The organism is Paenarthrobacter sp. NPDC091669, assembly GCF_044756725.1.
GTDB classification, from domain to species: domain Bacteria; phylum Actinomycetota; class Actinomycetes; order Actinomycetales; family Micrococcaceae; genus Arthrobacter; species Arthrobacter bambusae_C.
In genome coordinates, this window is record NZ_JBIVTK010000011.1 from 72,189 (window position 1) to 89,264 (window position 17,076).

At 63.2% G+C, this 17,076-nt stretch carries 19 protein-coding genes; 9 read left to right on the forward strand and 10 right to left on the reverse strand.

Features of this window, described 5'->3' with window-relative positions; genetic code table 11:
* Window positions 1-36: 36 nt before the first annotated feature.
* A complete protein-coding gene (locus ACIQLI_RS17940; protein ID WP_400390824.1) occupies window positions 37-609 on the reverse strand; it encodes an MOSC domain-containing protein in 573 nt (190 codons plus the stop codon).
* A gap of 64 nt (window positions 610-673) precedes the next feature.
* Between ACIQLI_RS17940 and ACIQLI_RS17945 the strand changes: the two genes are divergently transcribed.
* The 3 genes from ACIQLI_RS17945 to ACIQLI_RS17955 are packed head-to-tail and all read left to right on the forward strand — an operon-like array spanning window position 674 to window position 2,133.
* Window positions 674-1,111: an ATP synthase subunit I gene (locus tag ACIQLI_RS17945; RefSeq protein ID WP_400390826.1), complete on the forward strand. Its 438-nt coding sequence runs from the start codon at window positions 674-676 to the stop codon at window positions 1,109-1,111.
* Entirely contained in the window at window positions 1,108-1,299 is a 192-nt protein-coding gene (locus ACIQLI_RS17950) for a helix-turn-helix transcriptional regulator (protein WP_400390828.1), read from the forward strand. The genes ACIQLI_RS17945 and ACIQLI_RS17950 overlap by 4 nt, the downstream gene beginning before the upstream one ends.
* A 54-nt stretch (window positions 1,300-1,353) precedes the next feature.
* Complete coding sequence (locus ACIQLI_RS17955) at window positions 1,354-2,133, forward strand: alpha/beta fold hydrolase (protein WP_400390829.1); 780 nt, start codon at window positions 1,354-1,356, stop codon at window positions 2,131-2,133.
* Here the strand turns inward: ACIQLI_RS17955 and ACIQLI_RS17960 are convergent.
* The gene (locus ACIQLI_RS17960; RefSeq protein WP_400390831.1) at window positions 2,130-2,729 is read right to left on the reverse strand and encodes a TetR family transcriptional regulator; all 600 of its coding nucleotides are present in this window, start codon (window positions 2,727-2,729) and stop codon (window positions 2,130-2,132) included. The two genes, ACIQLI_RS17955 and ACIQLI_RS17960, sit on opposite strands and share 4 nt — an antisense overlap.
* Before the next feature lie 81 nt (window positions 2,730-2,810).
* Between ACIQLI_RS17960 and ACIQLI_RS17965 the strand changes: the two genes are divergently transcribed.
* Entirely contained in the window at window positions 2,811-3,590 is a 780-nt protein-coding gene (locus ACIQLI_RS17965; protein WP_400390942.1) for an SDR family NAD(P)-dependent oxidoreductase, read from the forward strand.
* On the opposite strand, the gene ACIQLI_RS17970 is transcribed toward ACIQLI_RS17965, so the two are convergent.
* The gene (locus tag ACIQLI_RS17970; protein WP_400390833.1) at window positions 3,585-4,064 is read right to left on the reverse strand and encodes an NUDIX domain-containing protein; all 480 of its coding nucleotides are present in this window, start codon (window positions 4,062-4,064) and stop codon (window positions 3,585-3,587) included. The two genes, ACIQLI_RS17965 and ACIQLI_RS17970, sit on opposite strands and share 6 nt — an antisense overlap.
* Before the next feature lie 295 nt (window positions 4,065-4,359).
* Between ACIQLI_RS17970 and ACIQLI_RS17975 the strand changes: the two genes are divergently transcribed.
* The gene (locus ACIQLI_RS17975) at window positions 4,360-5,685 is read left to right on the forward strand and encodes a hypothetical protein (protein WP_400390835.1); all 1,326 of its coding nucleotides are present in this window, start codon (window positions 4,360-4,362) and stop codon (window positions 5,683-5,685) included.
* A 281-nt stretch (window positions 5,686-5,966) separates the two neighbouring features.
* On the opposite strand, the gene ACIQLI_RS17980 is transcribed toward ACIQLI_RS17975, so the two are convergent.
* The 6 genes from ACIQLI_RS17980 to ACIQLI_RS18005 form a co-directional block, all read right to left on the reverse strand.
* A complete protein-coding gene (locus tag ACIQLI_RS17980) occupies window positions 5,967-7,106 on the reverse strand; it encodes a glycosyltransferase family 2 protein (RefSeq protein ID WP_400390837.1) in 1,140 nt (379 codons plus the stop codon).
* 242 nt (window positions 7,107-7,348) lie between these two features.
* Window positions 7,349-7,519, reverse strand: coding sequence for a hypothetical protein (locus tag ACIQLI_RS17985; RefSeq protein WP_198318270.1), 171 nt, complete (start codon window positions 7,517-7,519; stop codon window positions 7,349-7,351).
* A gap of 245 nt (window positions 7,520-7,764) precedes the next feature.
* Complete coding sequence (locus ACIQLI_RS17990) at window positions 7,765-8,751, reverse strand: aldo/keto reductase (protein WP_400390838.1); 987 nt, start codon at window positions 8,749-8,751, stop codon at window positions 7,765-7,767.
* 191 nt (window positions 8,752-8,942) lie between these two features.
* Window positions 8,943-9,482 carry a GNAT family N-acetyltransferase gene (locus ACIQLI_RS17995; protein WP_400390840.1) on the reverse strand — a complete coding sequence of 180 codons (540 nt, stop codon included), beginning with the start codon at window positions 9,480-9,482 and terminating at the stop codon, window positions 8,943-8,945.
* Complete coding sequence (locus tag ACIQLI_RS18000; RefSeq protein ID WP_400390842.1) at window positions 9,479-10,828, reverse strand: LLM class flavin-dependent oxidoreductase; 1,350 nt, start codon at window positions 10,826-10,828, stop codon at window positions 9,479-9,481. The genes ACIQLI_RS17995 and ACIQLI_RS18000 overlap by 4 nt, the downstream gene beginning before the upstream one ends.
* A gap of 83 nt (window positions 10,829-10,911) precedes the next feature.
* The gene (locus tag ACIQLI_RS18005) at window positions 10,912-11,796 is read right to left on the reverse strand and encodes a MetQ/NlpA family ABC transporter substrate-binding protein (RefSeq protein ID WP_400390844.1); all 885 of its coding nucleotides are present in this window, start codon (window positions 11,794-11,796) and stop codon (window positions 10,912-10,914) included.
* A 222-nt stretch (window positions 11,797-12,018) separates the two neighbouring features.
* Here ACIQLI_RS18005 and ACIQLI_RS18010 point away from each other — a divergent pair, with 222 nt between their 5' ends.
* The 4 genes from ACIQLI_RS18010 (at window position 12,019) to ACIQLI_RS18025 (ending at window position 16,619) form a co-directional block, all read left to right on the forward strand.
* Window positions 12,019-13,140 (forward strand): methionine ABC transporter ATP-binding protein, encoded by a 1,122-nt coding sequence (locus ACIQLI_RS18010; RefSeq protein ID WP_400390846.1) that lies wholly within the window; start codon window positions 12,019-12,021, stop codon window positions 13,138-13,140.
* Window positions 13,141-13,142: 2 nt separating this feature from the next.
* Entirely contained in the window at window positions 13,143-13,802 is a 660-nt protein-coding gene (locus ACIQLI_RS18015; protein ID WP_311213624.1) for a methionine ABC transporter permease, read from the forward strand.
* Window positions 13,803-13,824: 22 nt separating this feature from the next.
* Complete coding sequence (locus ACIQLI_RS18020) at window positions 13,825-14,985, forward strand: LLM class flavin-dependent oxidoreductase (RefSeq protein ID WP_400390849.1); 1,161 nt, start codon at window positions 13,825-13,827, stop codon at window positions 14,983-14,985.
* 89 nt (window positions 14,986-15,074) lie between these two features.
* Window positions 15,075-16,619, forward strand: a complete 1,545-nt coding sequence (locus ACIQLI_RS18025) for an MFS transporter (protein ID WP_400390851.1) — start codon at window positions 15,075-15,077, stop codon at window positions 16,617-16,619.
* Here the strand turns inward: ACIQLI_RS18025 and ACIQLI_RS18030 are convergent.
* Complete coding sequence (locus ACIQLI_RS18030) at window positions 16,583-17,038, reverse strand: rhodanese-like domain-containing protein (RefSeq protein ID WP_400390853.1); 456 nt, start codon at window positions 17,036-17,038, stop codon at window positions 16,583-16,585. The two genes, ACIQLI_RS18025 and ACIQLI_RS18030, sit on opposite strands and share 37 nt — an antisense overlap.
* Between the last annotated feature and the right edge of the window lie 38 nt (window positions 17,039-17,076).

The window sequence follows — 17,076 nt, forward strand, 5'->3', positions numbered from 1 at the left end:
CCTGGTGCGGCAAAGAGGGTCAGGAAGCTACGAGCATCACGGCAATCTGGAGGCCCGGAGCACGTTGGCGTCCCCTGCCTTGGCGGGGTCGAGCGGCACCGGACTGACCAGGACAGCCGGCCCTCGGTGCAGCAGCCCGCCTGCAATCACCTGGCATCGGACGCCGCCACGCCCACGCATTGCTTTGTGGGCTCCCGGAGCGAGCATTTGATCCATCCACGCGCAGGGATGGGCAGGCCGCCCGGCCTTCAGCCGCACCACGTCTCCACCGGATTCAAGCGTGAACTCGTAGCCAAGCAGTGGAGCCAACTCTGCACCCCTGATCACCACGTTCCGCCGGGTCAGCAGCGGATCGAAGGGCCCCGCCCCGAGTTCAGCAGCGATCGCTTCCAACGCCTCTGCGGCAAAAAGCGTCACGGCGGCATCCATGTGCGCGGCCTTGCCGAAGAACCTGTCGCCAACAATTCCTTTGCCTGCCACCAGCTCGGCCTGCTCGGCGTCAATGGTGGGGACATCTGCCGCCCCTTCGCGGGCGCGGCCAAAGTAGGCGTGCGCCGGCGACACCAAAAGGTGCAGCAGCTCGACGTCGTACCTGTACTCAGTGGTCATCCTTCAACGCTAGCGCCAGGATGCAAGCATTGCCCCTGAAGGTAAAGGGTGCTTTACTTCGATCATGAGTAAAGTTTCCTTTACATCTAAGCGTGCGCCGATCCATCATTACGTCCTTGCCGTCATCCTCGGCGCCATCCTGACCATCACGGTCGCACTGTTGGTGGGTGCATCAAACTCTGGCGATTTCTGGCTCGCCGCCGGGATCGGTGCCCTCTGTGCTGCCTACCCCGCGATGTCGCTCGGCATCAAGGTCTTCGTTTCACGCCACACCGTCACCCGTGATCAGCATGGCGAGCAGAGTGTGGAGCTCCAGTGGATGCGCCAGGCTGGTGCCGGGGCGTTCCTCGACGTGCTGGTCGCCATCATCGTTGCTGCCTTGGTGCTGGCGGTTGGCCGGTTTGAGATCGACGCGCTTCCGGTCCTTGTCGGTCTCATTGGGTTGAGCGCGGTTGACGCTGGACTGCGATACGTGGCCATTCGCCACCGAGCGTTGAAGTGAAGAACAACCTCGCCGAGCGCCGTGCCGAGCGCCGTTGGACACAGGCGGACCTGGCGGCGGCATTGGGGGTTTCCCGGCAGACTGTCATCTCGATTGAGCGGGAAAAGTTTGACCCCTCGCTGCCTCTGGCCTTCCTCATTGCCAGGACCTTCGACTGCGCCATCGAGGACATCTTCACCGCCGATTAAAGCGCTGTGGCCCACGCCGCAGCGCTTTGGCCGCCTCCCGGTTACTGTGGCACGGTGAACTCTGCTGAGGCTGCCGACGGCACAGAAATCGCCTGGACGTCGGAAGGCGAAGGCCAACCAATGCTGCTGATCGCCGGACAGGCAACATCCATGGACGGTTGGGGCCCGACGGCGGAGCTTCTGTCCCGCTACTACCGCGTCATCCGCTTTGATCACCGGGGGATTGGGCAGAGTGGGAAGGGCGAAGCAGGCCGCTACACTACGCGACTCTTCGCGGAAGATGCTGCCGCGGTCCTCACAGCCGCCGGAGCGGATTTAGCACACGTGTACGGCCACTCGATGGGTGGACGGGTTGCCCAGTGGCTGGCTGTGGATCACCCCCGGAAGGTCCGTACCCTGATCCTCGCCGCAACGAGCGGTGGGAAATGTCCGCAAGTCGGAACGCAGCCGGACAAGGCAGCCTTGGAAGCCTTGGTCAGCGGTGACATGTCGCGGCTGGAGGAGCTCTTCTTTGACGCTGACTGGGTCCGTGCACATCCCGAAGCGACACACACGTTCTTCAATTCCAGCGCCTCGGCGTGGGCCAAAGCCCGGCACTTCAAAGCCAGCCGTGACCATGATGCCTGGGGTGAACTGGGCTCCATTCAAGCGCCCACGCTGATCCTCCAAGGTACCGGGGATGCGCTGACGCCCTTGCCCAACGCACTCCTCCTCCGCGAGCACATTCGCGCCTCGGTGCTGGTGCGCGTACCCGGAGCCGGCCACGGCCTTCATCTGGATCACCCGGAGACCGTCGGGTGGATTCGGCAGTTCATCGCCCGAAAGAGCAGCTAACGCGCAGGAACCCGCAGTACCTCGAGTGCGGCCACAAGGTACGGGACTGGATCCGGGTCTGACCCGGCGGCCCACTGCATCCAGGCCTCGAAGGTGGTGGCAAGATAGGCGGCGCTCAAGTACCGTGCCGCGGAGCCGGAAAGACCGTTCTCCACAAGGAAGGCGAGGGTCCGTTCGCGCTGCGGCGCCAAGGACTCGTAGCTGCGGCTGGTCAGTTCGGCGTGCTCGGCGATTAATCGGAGCCGTCCGCGCGTCACCGAGAGGTCTGGAATAGCGGCGACCCCTGCGGCGGCTGCCTCACGCAACCCGGCCAGCACATCGCCGTCGGACTTTCCCTGCCTGTGGAACGAACCGAAGGCGAGCGTTGACGCTTCGACCACGGGTTCGGTGCCACCCCAGACCAGGTCCGCTTTGCTGGCGAAGTAGCGGTAGAGGCTCTTGCGGCCGATGCCGGCAGCGCGGGCGATGTCTTCCATGGAGGTGTTCTCATACCCGTGCTGGGCGAACAGGTCCAAGGCGAGTCCGGCCACGGCGTCGGCGTCGATGGTGGCGGGGCGGCCGCTGGTGCGCGCCGGCTTGGCATCTTCCGAAGTCATCCCTCCAGTATTCACTCTTACATAATGACACAGAGTGTCATAAGGTGGGGTGAACCACCCGGCAACCATCGGAAGGACATCATGGGCAACGACGCTTCATGGCAGGAGGCCATCACCACTGGCCGTTTTGCCGGCAAGACCATCATCGTCACTGGCGCGGCTTCGGGTATTGGCCAAGCCACGGGCCTGCGCATCGCCAAAGAAGGCGGCAAGGTCATTGCGGCCGATATCAGCAAGGACCGCCTGGACGCTTTGGTGGAGGAAAACAGCGGTTTGGACCTGGTCCCCGTGGCCGGCGACATCTCCACGGAGGAAACCGTAGCCGCGGTCCTGGCGGCAGCTGGCGGACGGGTGGATGCCTTGGCCAACGTTGCCGGCATCATGGACAACTTCGCCCCCATCCATGAGGTGGATGACGATCTTTGGGAGCGGGTCTTCCGCATCAACGTCACCTCCCTCATGCGCCTGACCCGTGCGGTGGTGCCACTCATGCTGGAGGCGGGAACCGGATCGGTAGTGAACGTGGCGTCCGAGGCAGGCCTGCGTGGGTCTGCTGCCGGCGCTGCCTACACGGCCTCCAAGCACGCGGTGGTTGGCCTCACCAAGAACTCGGCAGTGATGTACGGCCCCAAGGGACTGCGCTTTAACGCCGTGGCTCCCGGACCCACCATCACCAACATTGTGGCCAATTGGGGCTCGCAACTCGCAGCCGAACGGCTTGGCCCTTTAATGCAGGCCACGGTTCCGACCCCCGCCACCGCAGCTCAACTGGCTGCCTCCATCACGTTCCTGCTCAGTGACGACGGCACCAACATCAATGGCGCCATTTTGGCGTCCGACGGCGGGTGGTCGGCTCTATAGGGTTGTCCCGCCAAGGTGCCGCACCAGCGCATCCACAATAGGCAGTTGCCCTTTGACGAGCTTGGTCCGGGCCTCGGATTCTTCGAACCAGCGGGCGTCGTCGATCTCCGGAAAATCCTTCATGACGCCCGAACCTTTGGGCCACTCCATGGGAAAGGTGTTGCTGATGATCTGCTCCGGCTGGAAGTCATTGGCTTCTGCTGTGAAGGCAGTGATGAGCTTTCCTGAGGGCTGTCGGAAAACGCCCAACAGCTCATAGGTGGCCACCGGCGGGGGTGAGCCTATCTCCTCTGTGAATTCGCGTTTCGCAGCTGCCAAAGGGTCTTCATCTTCAGGGAATTCACCTTTGGGAATGGACCAGGCGTGGTGATCCTTCCGCGCCCAAAAAGGGCCACCCATGTGGGCGATCCAGAGCTGTAATTCGCCGCTGCTCACGGTTCGGTGGAGGAGTATTCCGGCACTGCGTATGGGCATGTGTCTTCCTGAAGGACGTGCTGCGTGACGGGCTGTCTTATGAGGTACCGATCTGTCCAGAGTACTGCGGGGTTTACCACCGTTATCCAATTGATGTTGAAACAGTCATCTTCCATGCCTATTTCGCTTCCGGCAGCGTCCTTGCTCATTGATAATCGAGGAGTTGCACGTTCCTCGGGGGTGGAACGTGACTGCGGCTTCCGGCAATTGCCGGAGGCGTTTCTGGGCGCATCAGCAGGAGGACACAGCTATGGCATCGTCAATGAGGCTCCTTCCAACCGGGGGAAGAAAAGTAATGGGTTTGGCCGTCGTCATGGCGGTTGGTTTATCACTGTTTACGGGCATCAGCCCCTCACACGCCGCGGACACCACGCCCATGGCTGAGGATCCTGGACCGGTGGGCAGCTTTGCTTGGAAAGGGTTCAACTGGCAGAAGCGTTTCTGGGGCGGGGCACCCATGTACAACGCAAGCTGGGATGCCAACAATGTCAGCAATCCTGATGCTGACGGGTACGTGAAACTCTCCATCACCAACCCCACAGGATCCGCCCCGAAGGGCGCAGAATTCCAGTCCACACGCGAAGGCTTCGGCTACGGCACGTACAGCACCACAGTGGAGAAGGACGTCAGTTCCCTGCAGAAGGAAGTGGTGTGGGGCTGCCTCTTCACCTACGATCCCGCAGCCGAACCGGGATACACGGAGATCGACCTCTGCGAGGCATCAGCCTGGGGCGGTGGGGCTGCCTACGGTGAGGATTGGCCGGTCACTCAAGGCCACGGGTACTGGTTCGATGCAACGAAGCCTCCGGGCCAGGGCAACAACACCGTCACCTTCGATGTCACGAACGCACCCATCCTCACCCACCGGATGGTCTGGGAACCAGGCAAGCTGACCTTTGAGACCTTCGCTGGGGAGGGCTACAGCGGAACGCTGCTGAAAAAGACCATCCTGCAAGGATCCACGGTTCCGCTTCCGGCCAAAGAACAAATCCACTTCAACCTGTGGGTCACCGGTGGCGGCGGCGGGGATGCGGCCCATGTCGGTCCTGAAACGGTCACTATCCGTGATTTCTCCTTCGTACCGGGGATTCCGCTGACGGCTCCCACTCCTACGGTGACCGGCACGGCAGCTGTGGGTTCAACGCTGACAGCCAACCCCGGAACCTGGACAACCGGAACTGCCCTGACGTACCAGTGGTACAGGAACGGGGCAGCGATCTCCGGCGCCACCGCTGCTACGAGGGTGCTCGCTGCAGCGGACCAGGGAACCAAACTGACGGTGAGGGTGACGGGAACCAAAACCGGTCATGCGACCATCACCAAGGAATCAGCGCCCACAGCCACTGTGGTTGCGGGGACTCTGGTGGCACCCACTCCAACCATCACCGGAACGCTGGTCGTGGGCTCCACCCTGACAGCAAACCCAGGTACGTGGACATCCGGAACCACCCTGTCGTACCAGTGGTACCGCTCCGGTGTTGCGATCACCGGTGCCACTGCCAAGACCTACACGCTGGTAAGCGCTGACCAGGCGGACACCATGAGGGTCAGGGTCACCGGGACCAAGGCCGGCTACACCACGGTGGCCAAGTTCTCTGCGGTTTCGGCTCCGGTCACCTGATCTCCGGGCCACGCAAGAAACGGCGATTAAATGACAAACCCGCAGTTGTGTCGCGCTGGGGGGTAAGCGACACAACTGCGGGACTGCCAGGCCTGGGTTAGTTCTTCTGCGCCCTGACGGGGACGATCCTCTTGACGGCGAGGCCGAGTGCCAGCATGGCGAAAGCAGCCAGTGCGAACCAGAAGAGATCTCCTGCTCCGGTCATTGCGAGTGCTCCTGAGCCCATTCCGGCTGCGGTGGCTCCTGCGAGGGGGGCTGCTGGGTTGTTGTACATGAGTCGATTACCAAACTTTCTTTCTGTTGAGTGCTGCATCCAGGTACGCCTTGGCGTGAACGGCCTGCAGGAACATATCTATGACGGTTTCGTACATGGTTGCGGCCAGCAACATGTACCTCCAGCCCCGGAAGCGCAGGGTTACGATGCGCTCCAGGACGAAGATTGCGGTAACTGCTATCCAGAAGGGGTGGAGGTTCAGGCCCGCTCCGGTGGTGAAAGCGAAGATGATGGAGCCGAAGTAGGCCAGTGTCACCATGACGCCGATCATGGACAGGAATTGGCGTCCCCAGTACGGCCTGGTGATTTTGGTCCACCCGTACTGCACGCAGTTCTCAACAGCGCCGCGCTTCCACCGAAGCCGCTGTGCCCAAAGTTCACGCCAGGTGGGCATGACCTCGGTGACCAGGGTGCAGTTGGAAGGAGATGCGATGCGGTAGCCGAGGGTCAGCAGGGCGAAGGAAAGTTCGTTGTCTTCGGTCAGGACCGAGGTGTCGTAGACGCCGCCCCTGCCGTTGCCCGGAGGAAGGGTGCCCTGCAGCCGGGCTGAAACCACGTCACGGAGTGTCTTGACCCGGAACAGGGCTGCCGTTCCGGTGACCACCAGGCACTTGCCGTGGAGGCGCTTCACGTCGCGGGCATAGCGGGCGTACTCGTTGCGCTGCAGGTGTCCGACGAAACCGCCGCCGGGGCCGCCGCTGAACACTCCGCCCACTGCGCCGAGCAGTTCGTCGGCCAACAGGTTCTTGGTGGCGTTTTCGATGAAATCGAGGGCGAGCTGGGAGTCCGCATCCTGAACCAGGATCAAGTCCTCGGGGTCGGCATCCGGAAGCAGCTCGCTAAGGGCGAAGTTCAGGGCTCCGGCCTTCTTGTCCTTGTTGCCGACGGTGCGCAGGACCTCGACGCCCTGGGCAAGCGCGAGCGACTCGGTGTCGTCGGTGCAGTTGTCCGCCACCACAATGATGCGGTCCGGGCGGTGGGTCTGGTTGTTCAGCGAGGTAAGGGTCTCGGTGATGCCGGCGGATTCGTTGTGTGCCGGCACCAGGACGGTGACCACGCCACCGGCTGCACGGTGGGATCCGCGGGGTGAGGCGGCCGTGGCCAGTGAGCCTGTGCCGGCCGTGTGTTCCGTGATTTCCGCGAGCATTGTGATCCCTCCGTTCGAGCGTTGAAGCGTTGACTCACTAAGAGTTCCAACGCCAACGCAAGAAACGCGCAGGCAAAGCGTCAAGGAAATATCAAGGTTTGCTCAGGACTTGAGGAACGGCGTCACGAAGAGGATTCGAGAGCCACTTGTACGTTTTTGGACGCTTCCGGGACGAGCCTTAAACGCAAGAGGACGACGCCGGTGGGTTCCGGCGTCGTCCTCTTGCGTTGTGTGTGAGCTGCTTAGCGGCTCAGGCTCACGGTGAAGGTTTTGGGTCCGCTGAGGGTGACTGCGATTCCGCAGTTCTCTGCAGCTGCCCGGTGTGAGAGGGACTGGACGGCGGCATCGATGGTGTGGTCGATGGCCGACTTGTCCCAGATTTTCAGCGTGATGGAGTCAGTATGTGTCGTCATTGTCAGTACTTTCACTCAGGCCGTTATCAGCCCCAAGCCTCTTCGCCCGGGGCCGCATCCTCGTCGGTGAGGATTGCTGATTCAGCTTGTATGGGAACGAATTCCCTCATTCATGGTTCATGGTGCCCGCCATGGTTGACAAGCGAATCAGGCGAAGTGTGACCGATTACACGTTTTTGATTACCCTGTGTAACCGGTGCTGACAGTGAGCTCCCACCAGCGGTCCAACCCGCTGCCGCCCCTGGTCAGCCGTTGACGTAGCCCATGTGCTGGGCGTTGTACCGATCACCGTGGACGCCTATGCTCCGGACGATCGCGTCGAGGTCGGCGCGCTCATCGGCGGAAAGCGCGATCTGCGTTGCGGCCACGTTTTCCTGGATGCGCTCGGTGCGGCGGGTGCCCGGGATCGGCACGATCCACGGCTGCTGCATAAGCAGCCAGGCCAGGGCAATCTGCCCGGGCGTCGCCCTCTTCGCCGCTGCGAGCGTCTTCACGTGGTCAACGAGTGCCTGGTTGGCCGCGAGATTCCCTGCCTCGAAACGCGGGACCCGGGAGCGGATGTCCCCCTCGGTGAAGCTGGTGGAGGTGTCCACGGTGCCGGTGAGGAACCCCTTGCCCAGCGGGCTGAACGGTACGAACCCGATGCCGAGCTCGGCAAGGACAGGCAGCACCTCGGCCTCGGGGTCGCGCGTCCAGAGCGAATATTCGCTCTGGACAGCAGTGACTGGGTGCACTGCGTGAGCACGACGGATGGTGTCCGCGGAGGCCTCCGAGAGGCCGAAGTGCTTGACCTTGCCCTCGGCGATGAGTTCGCTGATCGTGCCGGCGACGTCCTCGATCGGCACGGCGGGGTCAACCCGGTGCTGGTAGAACAGGTCGATCACATCGGTACGCAGCCGCTTTAGAGATTCCTCTGCGACGCGGCGAATCTGGTCTGGCCGGCTGTCGAGGCCGACGCTCTTGCCGTCGCGAATGTCCCAACCGAACTTGGTGGCGATGACGACTTGGTCGCGGATCGGCTCCAGAGCCTCACCAACCAGTTCCTCGTTGACGTAGGGCCCGTAGGCCTCTGCGGTGTCGAAGAAGGTGACCCCTTCGTCGACGGCCGAGCGCAGCACGGCGACCATCTCGTCCCTGCTGCCGGGGTTGGGACCATAGCTCTGGGACATTCCCATGGCCCCTAGTCCCAGTGCGGAGACCTTCAGGCCCTGGCCGAGTGTTCTGGTGTGCATGATCAGTCCTTCGTGGTGAACGTGTCCTTGAGTGGCGGAAGCCCGCCAAGCGACGGTGTCCTGGGACCGCCAGTCCGGGACAGCAGGAACTGGCGTGCATCGTCCCTGGTCATACAGACAACGCTATTCCGGCTACCGCCGCAGAGGGAGTCCCCACTGGTACCCCCTTCACTGGAGGCTCCACTGATCCCTTAGGCTGGCGGCAAATCCAGGGTGTAGACCACCAGCTGCACCTTCGGCGCAGGCCGCTCCTTCTCACGTTCCGGCCGGCGGACGTAGCCCAGGCGCCGGTAGAGGCGCTGAGACGTCTCATTGTCGACGGCGGTGTCCAGCACTACGCGCCCGGCACCACGTGATGCGGCGAGGCGGGCGGATTCGTCGAGGAGTCTTTGGCCAAGACCCGTACGGCGGGCCTCAGGGAGCACAGCCAGCAACCTGAGTTCCACCTCACCTTCTTCTGCCTGCCGGCTGAGGTATGAGCCAAAGGGCAGGAGGCTGGCAGTACCCACCAGGCGCCCGGTTTCGTCGTCTGCCGCAACCAGCAGCACACCTTCGCGGGCCCTTGCCGCAGCATCCAGCAAAAGGCCGAGGCGCTCTTCGTCGGGCTGATGCGCGCCTGGGAGATGATGACCGAACCCTTCGTACGTCAGCCGCCCCACGGCGTCGTACTCTTCCGGAAGCGCCTCGCGGATCACATACGTGTCGGCGGCGACGGTCTGCGTGGTGGTCATGATTGTCCTTTCGGCTGTGGATCGAGTCCGAGGTGCGATTTCAGCGTGGTCCCCGTGTACTCAGTGCGGGCCAGTCCGCGCTCCTGCAGCAACGGGATGACGCCGGAGGTGAAGCGCTCCAAGTCCTGGGGGAGGAGGGAGAACATCAGGTTGAACCCGTCGGCGGCGCCTTCGGCGTGCCAGCGCTCCAAGGAATCGGCCACGTGCTGCGGGGTGCCGATGAAGTCGTGGTTTCGTTTGTCGCCGGTGAGTATTGAGTAGAGGTCCTTGAGCGTGACCTCGTCCTCACGTCCATGGATCTGTTCCCCGGCGGAGCGGAAATCGGTCCGCGGCCGCGCGATGGTGGGAATGCCGGACTGGGCTACCGTGGCGTCCGCTCCCAGCCCGGTGAAGTCGAGTTGGCCCGCGAAGTATTCCTGCAGGAAGTCCAGGACCTGCTGATCGGTGATGAGGCTGTCCAGCTCGCGGATGCGTTCCACGGCTTCCTCGCGGGTGTCCGCAACAACGGGCGAGATGGCTTGGTAGACGTAGAGTTCGTCTGGATTCCGTCCGAATGCCTCTGCCTGGGCACGGACCGAGTCCCTGTATTTTCTCGCCTGGGGAATGTCCGCGTGGCTGGCAAACAAGGCGTTGGCGAATCGTGCCCCCAGCTGCTGCCCCGGAACCGAGGTGCCCGCCTGCGCCAACAAGGGGGAGTGCTGTGGGGAGGGCCCGATGTTGAGCGGACCGGCGACTGTGAAGAACTCGCCCTTGTAGTCCAGCCGGCTGAGTTTGTGGCGGTCGAAGAAACGTCCGGAATCCTTGTCGTAAAGGAAAGCGTCCTGGTCCCACGAATTCCACAGGCCCTGGGTCACCTCAACGAACTCTTCGGCGCGGCGGTACCGCAGGCTGTGGTCGAAGTGCTGGTCGGCGCTGAAATTACCTGCCGTGCTGTTGGTCAGGTCCCGGGTGGTGACGATGTTCCAACCGACGCGGCCACCACTGATGTGGTCCGCGGTGAGAGCTGCTCGGGCAAAGTTGTAGGGCTCGTCATAAGAGGTGGAGGACGTGGCGATGAGGCCGATCCTGTTGGTGACCGCGCCAAGGGCCGTGACCAGGCCGATGGGGTCGAACCTGTTGAGGATACCCGGGTTGGACGTCTCGTCGATCGCCAGGGAGTCGCCCAGGAAGATCGCATCGAACTTGGCGTCCTCAGCGATCCTTGCCAGCCGCACCTGGTGTTCAAAGTCAATGCTGGCCTTCGGGAACGCTGTTTCGTGGCGCCATGAAGCCAAATGGATGCCGGTGCCCACCAGGTAGGCGAAGAAGTGGATCTGCTGGCGTTCACGGGTGAGTATCTGGTTCATGGGCCTGTTCAGTGCTGTTCGGAGTCAGGAAAAGGTTGAGGGACGGCGGGGCTCTGTGGCGCAGGGCCGCCGCCCCTCGCGTGCTACTTGGTCTTCTTGATGGCCTCTTCTTCAGCGGTCAGGACTTCCTGCAGCTTGGCCGCTGTCCAGTCAGCCTTGAACTGAAGGTTGCCGTCGTTGAGCTTGGTCACCGAAGCCTCAACTTCGGGCGTGTGATAGACGTCCACGATCTTCTTCCACGTGGGATCGTCCTTGCGGTCCGCCTTCACCACGAAGCCGTTGATATACGGGGCCAGGGATTCCGAATTCAGGTCTTCCTTGAAGATGATCTTCTCGTCGCCCAGTCCGCCTTTCTGGGCCTGCGTGTTGTTCACGACTGCGGCATCCGTGGTTCCCTTGAGCGCGTTCACCGTCTGGTTGCTGTCCACCGGGACAACCTTGATCTTGCTTGAGGTGATCTCAGCGGGTGTGGACAGCGAGTTGCCGCCATCCTTGAGCTGGAGAAGTCCTGCGGTCTGCAGGTTCAGCAGGGCGCGCGCCTGGTTGGTGGGGTTGTTGGGGATGGCAACCTCGGCGTCGGCCGGCAGTTCCTCCACGGATTTGAACTTCTCCGAGTACAACGCCAGCGGGTACACGGCCGTCGCGCCAACAGGAACCAGGGTGCCGTTGCTGTTGACGTTGAACTGGGACAGGTACTTCAGGTGCTGGAACAGGTTGATGTCCACCTGGCCCTGCTGGGTGGCGGTGTTGATCTGGGCACCATCGGTGAAGTTCTTGACCTCAAGGTCGATGCCCTGATCCTTCAGCTTGTTCTTCAGGAGGGTCCAGTGCTCCTCGGCACCGTCGTCCACGCCGATGACCACCTTGGTGTTGGCGCTGGTTGACGAACCACTTGACGCACCCCCGCAAGCCGAGAGCGATAGGGCGGCAACCAGGCCGACGGCGGCAATTAACAAGCGGTTCTTCATGATGCTTCTCCGTACAAAGGGTCTTGATGCGAATGGAAGGTACGGGGTGTTCCCCCTGCCTCACGCTAGGCAGTTGGCCCCGTGGGAATCGAACGCCTTCGCAACACTCCGACGCGCATCGTCAAGGAAAGAAACCGCAGGTCACAGGGGGTCATTGGGTTCGATGCGAGCGCTGTGGCGCTGTTGGAATGGGCATCCAATCAACCCCAAAAGGAGGCTCCGGTGAGCGCGATCGTTTCGCTGCGCAGCGTCAGCAAACTGTTCCCGGTCCAAGGAAGCAACCGCGGCCAGCGCACGGAGCCAGTGCGCGCCGTCGACAACGTCAGCCTGGACATCGAAGAAGGAACCGTGGTTGGAATTGTTGGCTACTCCGGTGCCGGGAAATCCACGCTGGTGCGCCTGCTCAACGGCCTGGAGCGACCCACTGAAGGCCAGGTGTTCGTCAAGGAACAGGACATTTCCTCGCTTCCCGAAGGCCAGCTGCGCAAGGTCCGCGCCGGCATCGGCATGATCTTCCAGCAGTTCAACCTCCTGAAGTCCCGCACTGTCTCCGGAAACGTGGCCTACCCGCTCAAAGTGGCTGGTTGGCCCAAAGAGAAGATCAAGCCGCGCGTGGACGAACTCTTGGAGTTCGTGGGCATCGCAGACAAAGCCGGTTCCTACCCGCGGCGGCTCTCCGGCGGGCAGCAGCAACGCGTGGGCATCGCCCGTGCGCTGGCGAACGCCCCGGACATTTTGCTCGCCGATGAAGCCACCAGCGCCCTGGACCCGGAGACCACCCGCGACGTCCTGCGCCTGCTCCGGCGCATCAACAAAGAACTCGGAACCACCGTTGTGGTGATCACCCACGAAATGCACGTCGTGCGCGAAATCTGCGACACGGTGGTGATGATGGAATCTGGCCGCGTGGTGGAAGCCGGGCCGACGTACTCCGTGTTCGCCGATCCCCAGAGCGACTCCACCCAGCGCTTCGTCTCCACGGCTGTGCACGGCACACCGGAACCGGATACCGTCACCCGCCTCTCTGCGGCGCATCCCGGCCAGCTTGTGTCCATCGGCATCTCCGAAGCCGCACCCACACCTTTGGTGGCGGCCACCTTCGAACGGCACGGAGTTGCGTCCAGCGTCGTCTTCGGCGGAGTCACCGAGATCCAGAACAAGATCCTCGGGACACTGACGTACGAACTCACCGGCAGCGACGCATCGATTGACGCCGCGCTCGCCGACTTAGGCGAGATCACCGCCGTCGAACGCCAAACGGCCGCCGTCGAGGAACAGACGGCCTCCGCAGACAGTGCCGTACCGAACCTTCCGGCCCCTGTCCCCGTGAACGCCGGAGAATAGCCATGACCGACTGGACAACCCTCCTGCCCGTCCTGGGCGAATCATTCCAACAGACCATCTACATGGTGGTCATCACCGTGCTGCTGAGCGGCGCCGCCGGGCTCGCTCTGGGTGTCACGCTCTACGCCACCAGGCCGGGAAACCTGTTCGCCAACAAGGCGGTGTTCTCGGTCCTGAACTTCCTAGTCAACATCATCCGGCCCATCCCGTTCATCATCTTCATCACGGCCATCGCCCCGCTGACGCTGATCGTCATGGGAACGACCATCGGCACAACGGCGGCAATCCTGCCCATGGCGCTCATGGCCGGCGTCGTGATTGGGCGTGTGGTGGAACAAAATCTGGTCGCATCCGATCCCGGTGTTGTGGAAGCCGCCCGGGCCATGGGTGACAGCCGCTTGCACATCCTGTGGTCCGTGGTGATTCCCGAGTCGCTGGCGCCGCTGATCCTGGGCTACACGTTCATGATCATCGCCATCGTGGATATGTCCGCCATGGCCGGGTACATCGGCGGCGGTGGCTTGGGCAACTTCGCCATCATGTACGGCTACCAGCAGTTCAACTGGGAGGTCACGCTCGTGACCGTCCTGATCATCATCGTCATGGTCCAGGCCGCGCAGTTACTGGGCAACTTCCTCGCCCAGCGCATCCTCCGCCGCTGACTCTTCCCCCAGGAGAACAACAATGCCTATCGAATTCCTCGGCATGGGTGCCGGCAACGACTCCACCGAGACGTCTCCAGCCACGACGTCCTTCTTCGACCCCCAATACGCGGCCCGTATCGCCAGGATCCACGAGGACAACAATTGGGACCACGTCCTGTTCGCCTACAACTCCACCACACAGGATCCCTCAGTCCACGCGGCATGGGTTGCAGCAAATACTGAACGGATCCAGTTGAGGTTGGCGCACCGCCCCAACGTTTCCCACCCGACGTTCGCAGCGCGATCCTTCCTGACGTTGGACCACATTGCGCAAGGCCGGTTGACCGTGCACTTCATCACCGGCGGCAGCCAGGCGGATCAGGCCCGCGAAGGCGACTTCCTTGCCAAGGATGCGCGCTATGGCCGGACGCAGGAGTACATGCAGATCGTGCGCCGGGCGTGGTCGGGAGATTCGTTCAGCTGGGACAGCGAGCATTACCGGTTCGACGACTTTGCCTCTGGTGTGGGGCCTTTTGCCGGGAAAAGGCCAGGCATTTCCTTCGGCGGGTCCTCCGAGGCGGCGTGGGAGGTGGGCGCTGCAGAGGCTGACATCTACGCACTGTTCGGCGAACCCCTTGCCGATGCCGCATCGCAACAGGAGCAGATCCTTGCGCGGGCCGCTGCCTTGGGACGGGTTGAACCATTGCGCTGGCAAATTGCCTTCCGACCCATCGTGGCGGCAACGGACAAGTTGGCTTGGGAGAAAGCGCACGCCATTCTGAGTACCTTCGAGGCGCGACGGTCGGCCGGCGAGGTGATTGATCCTGTCCGGCACTACAACCAGAAGCCCGAGGCCGCCGGCACCCAGCGACTCCTCGCCGCGGCCGAGCGCGGGGACCTCCACGACCGCGCGCTATGGACGGCCCTCGCCAAAGCGGCAGGTGGCGGGGGAGGAAGCGCGACGGCGTTGGTTGGCTCCTACGACACTGTCACCCAGGCGATCCTGGACTACCACGACCTCGGATTCGAGATCTTCGGTCTCCGTGGCTACGACTTCGTTCCTGATGCCCTTGAGTTCGGGCGGCACGTCATTCCACAGCTGAAGCAGGAAGTGGCGCATCGGGAGCGGGGGAGAAGTGCAGAGGAGCTGCGGGCCGGCCATGCCGCTGCCCGGGCGCGCGTCGTGGGCGTACCTTCCTGACCCACTTTCAGCGCCACAACCAGAAATATCAAATCTTTTTGGTTGTTTCTCAGCATCCAAGGCGGCAAAGCAGGTCAGGAAGGAACGCTATGAGAAGCCACGGAAATCACGCTAAACGTTCCGCCCTGTGGCTTTGCCTGGGCGCAGGATTCATCACGCTGTTGGACCAGGCAATGTTCGTGCTGGCGGTACCGGCTATGTCTGCGTCCCTGCACGCCGATTCCGGGTCCGTGCAGTGGATCCTGGCTAGCTACTCCCTGGCGTTCGGCGTCGCGCTGGTTCCCGCGGGCAGGCTGGGCGACATCGTGGGACGGCGCACGCTCTTCATTGCGGGTATCGCTGTTTTCGGGGCCTCCAGCCTGGTGGGTGGTCTGGCCACGGACCCATCGCTGGTCATCATCGCCAGGCTCCTCCAAGGACTCGGCGCCGGCACCCTGAACCCGCAGGTGCTGGGCCTCCTGCAGGACATCTATTCCGGACACGACCGCGCGAAAGCGCTCGGCGCGTACGCTGCCGCCGGGGGTTCGGCTGCGGTCTGCGGACCGCTGCTCGGCGGAGTAGTTCTTTCCTTGGGCGACCCATCCATCGGCTGGCGGATCCTGTTCCTCGCCAACGTTCCCTTGGTGCTGATCCTGGTTCCCCTTGCCTTCCGGCTCCTCCCGAGGCCTGCCATCAAACACCCCGACGACGGAACCGCGAAACCCTCCATCGACGTTCTGGGCGCCTTGCTGCTCGGCGGAGTCGTGATCGCCTCGCTCATTCCCACGATCTACGGTGCGGGCATCATTGCAGTGACATCGCTGGCGGTCGGTGCGGGGACGCTTCTGGCCTTCGCCTTCTGGGAACTCCTCTATCACCGGCGCGGCCGAACCCCATTGCTCAGTGCCTCCTTGGTGAAATCCAGGGGCTACGCCTTGGGTACGGTGGTGGCGCTCTGCCAGTTCGGCGTCGGTGCCGGAATGGCCGCCGTGACTGCCTTCTTCTTCCTCTCCGGGGCGGGGATGGCGCCGTTGGCGGCCGCAGCGGTCCTCGCGCCGCAAGCAGCAGGAATGCTGTTGGCGTCCAGCTTCAGTTGGCGCTTCCTGGCCCGATACGGTCGCCCCGGGATCGTCTACGCGCTGGTGGGCAGCCTGGCCTGCCTGATTGCCAAGGACCTCTTCGTGCAAGGGCTCGACGGCGGTACGGCGGCTCTGGCGGTGGCCGCGGTCGGACTTATACAAGGTGTGGCAACAGGCCTTGTGGTGGCGCCAAACCAGACACTCACGCTTGCCCATGCGCCCGCAGGTGCCGCAGGGGTGGCTGCAGGCTTCTACCAGCTCAGCCAACGTTTCGCGGCGGCCCTGTGCTCAGCTGCGGCCGCAGGCATGTTCCTTCAGGCGCACGGAGCGGCCACCGGCCAAGCCTCCAAGGACGCCTTCCACCAAGGCATCGTGATGTGCTGCGTTTTGCTGGGGGTCGCACTGCTCGCCGGCGGACTCGACTGGCAGCGCGAGGCAAGGAACCGCCGAAACGCACGTGCCGTCGTCGTGACCTCCGGAAAGGAAGCCGCGACGACGGCGGGAGTGCAACCGCCGGAACGTCCGACGGCGGGAGGTACTCAGCGTTCGGAGGCCACCGATTCGGTGGATGCCTGAGCCGATCCGACGGGCGGCGCCGATCCGACGGGCGGGGCGAGCGGCCCGGTGCTGGGGACGCCGGCGTCGCGCAGGGCCGGGAAGCCGCCGTCCACGTGGACGGCGTTGGCGTAGCCGAGGACCTGAAGCTTCTGCGCGACGGGACGTGAACCGTTGACGGAGCCGCAGAACACCACGATCTTCTGGTCCGTACCGCTGAGCTGGGCCAGACGGTGGGCGGACTCCGGGCTGAAGTCCTCCTCCACATGCTCGCGGTTGACCACCACGGCACCGGGGACGGCTCCGGTGCTGGCGCGGCCGCCTTCGCTGCGGACATCGATCAGCAGCGCGCCTTCTTCGATGAGGTTGGCCGCTTCCTGGGCGGTGATCAGCTGGGTATCCTGCACGTCGTTTTCCGGTACGGCGGTTTCGATGGACATGGTGCTCCCTTTGTTGGTGGTGGGTGGAAAATCGGATA

Coding starts and splice junctions, on each gene's coding strand:
- ACIQLI_RS17985 (WP_198318270.1), bottom strand. CDS start 7,519: ATGACGACACATACTGACTCCATCACGCTGAAAATCTGGGACAAGTCG.
- ACIQLI_RS17940 (WP_400390824.1), bottom strand. CDS start 609: ATGACCACTGAGTACAGGTACGACGTCGAGCTGCTGCACCTTTTGGTG.
- ACIQLI_RS17980 (WP_400390837.1), bottom strand. CDS start 7,106: ATGCTCGCGGAAATCACGGAACACACGGCCGGCACAGGCTCACTGGCC.
- ACIQLI_RS18025 (WP_400390851.1), top strand. CDS start 15,075: ATGAGAAGCCACGGAAATCACGCTAAACGTTCCGCCCTGTGGCTTTGC.
- ACIQLI_RS18015 (WP_311213624.1), top strand. CDS start 13,143: ATGACCGACTGGACAACCCTCCTGCCCGTCCTGGGCGAATCATTCCAA.
- ACIQLI_RS17995 (WP_400390840.1), bottom strand. CDS start 9,482: ATGACCACCACGCAGACCGTCGCCGCCGACACGTATGTGATCCGCGAG.
- ACIQLI_RS18005 (WP_400390844.1), bottom strand. CDS start 11,796: ATGAAGAACCGCTTGTTAATTGCCGCCGTCGGCCTGGTTGCCGCCCTA.
- ACIQLI_RS17965 (WP_400390942.1), top strand. CDS start 2,811: ATGGGCAACGACGCTTCATGGCAGGAGGCCATCACCACTGGCCGTTTT.
- ACIQLI_RS17990 (WP_400390838.1), bottom strand. CDS start 8,751: ATGCACACCAGAACACTCGGCCAGGGCCTGAAGGTCTCCGCACTGGGA.
- ACIQLI_RS18000 (WP_400390842.1), bottom strand. CDS start 10,828: ATGAACCAGATACTCACCCGTGAACGCCAGCAGATCCACTTCTTCGCC.
- ACIQLI_RS18030 (WP_400390853.1), bottom strand. CDS start 17,038: ATGTCCATCGAAACCGCCGTACCGGAAAACGACGTGCAGGATACCCAG.
- ACIQLI_RS17945 (WP_400390826.1), top strand. CDS start 674: ATGAGTAAAGTTTCCTTTACATCTAAGCGTGCGCCGATCCATCATTAC.
- ACIQLI_RS17960 (WP_400390831.1), bottom strand. CDS start 2,729: ATGACTTCGGAAGATGCCAAGCCGGCGCGCACCAGCGGCCGCCCCGCC.
- ACIQLI_RS18020 (WP_400390849.1), top strand. CDS start 13,825: ATGCCTATCGAATTCCTCGGCATGGGTGCCGGCAACGACTCCACCGAG.
- ACIQLI_RS17970 (WP_400390833.1), bottom strand. CDS start 4,064: ATGCCCATACGCAGTGCCGGAATACTCCTCCACCGAACCGTGAGCAGC.
- ACIQLI_RS17975 (WP_400390835.1), top strand. CDS start 4,360: ATGGGTTTGGCCGTCGTCATGGCGGTTGGTTTATCACTGTTTACGGGC.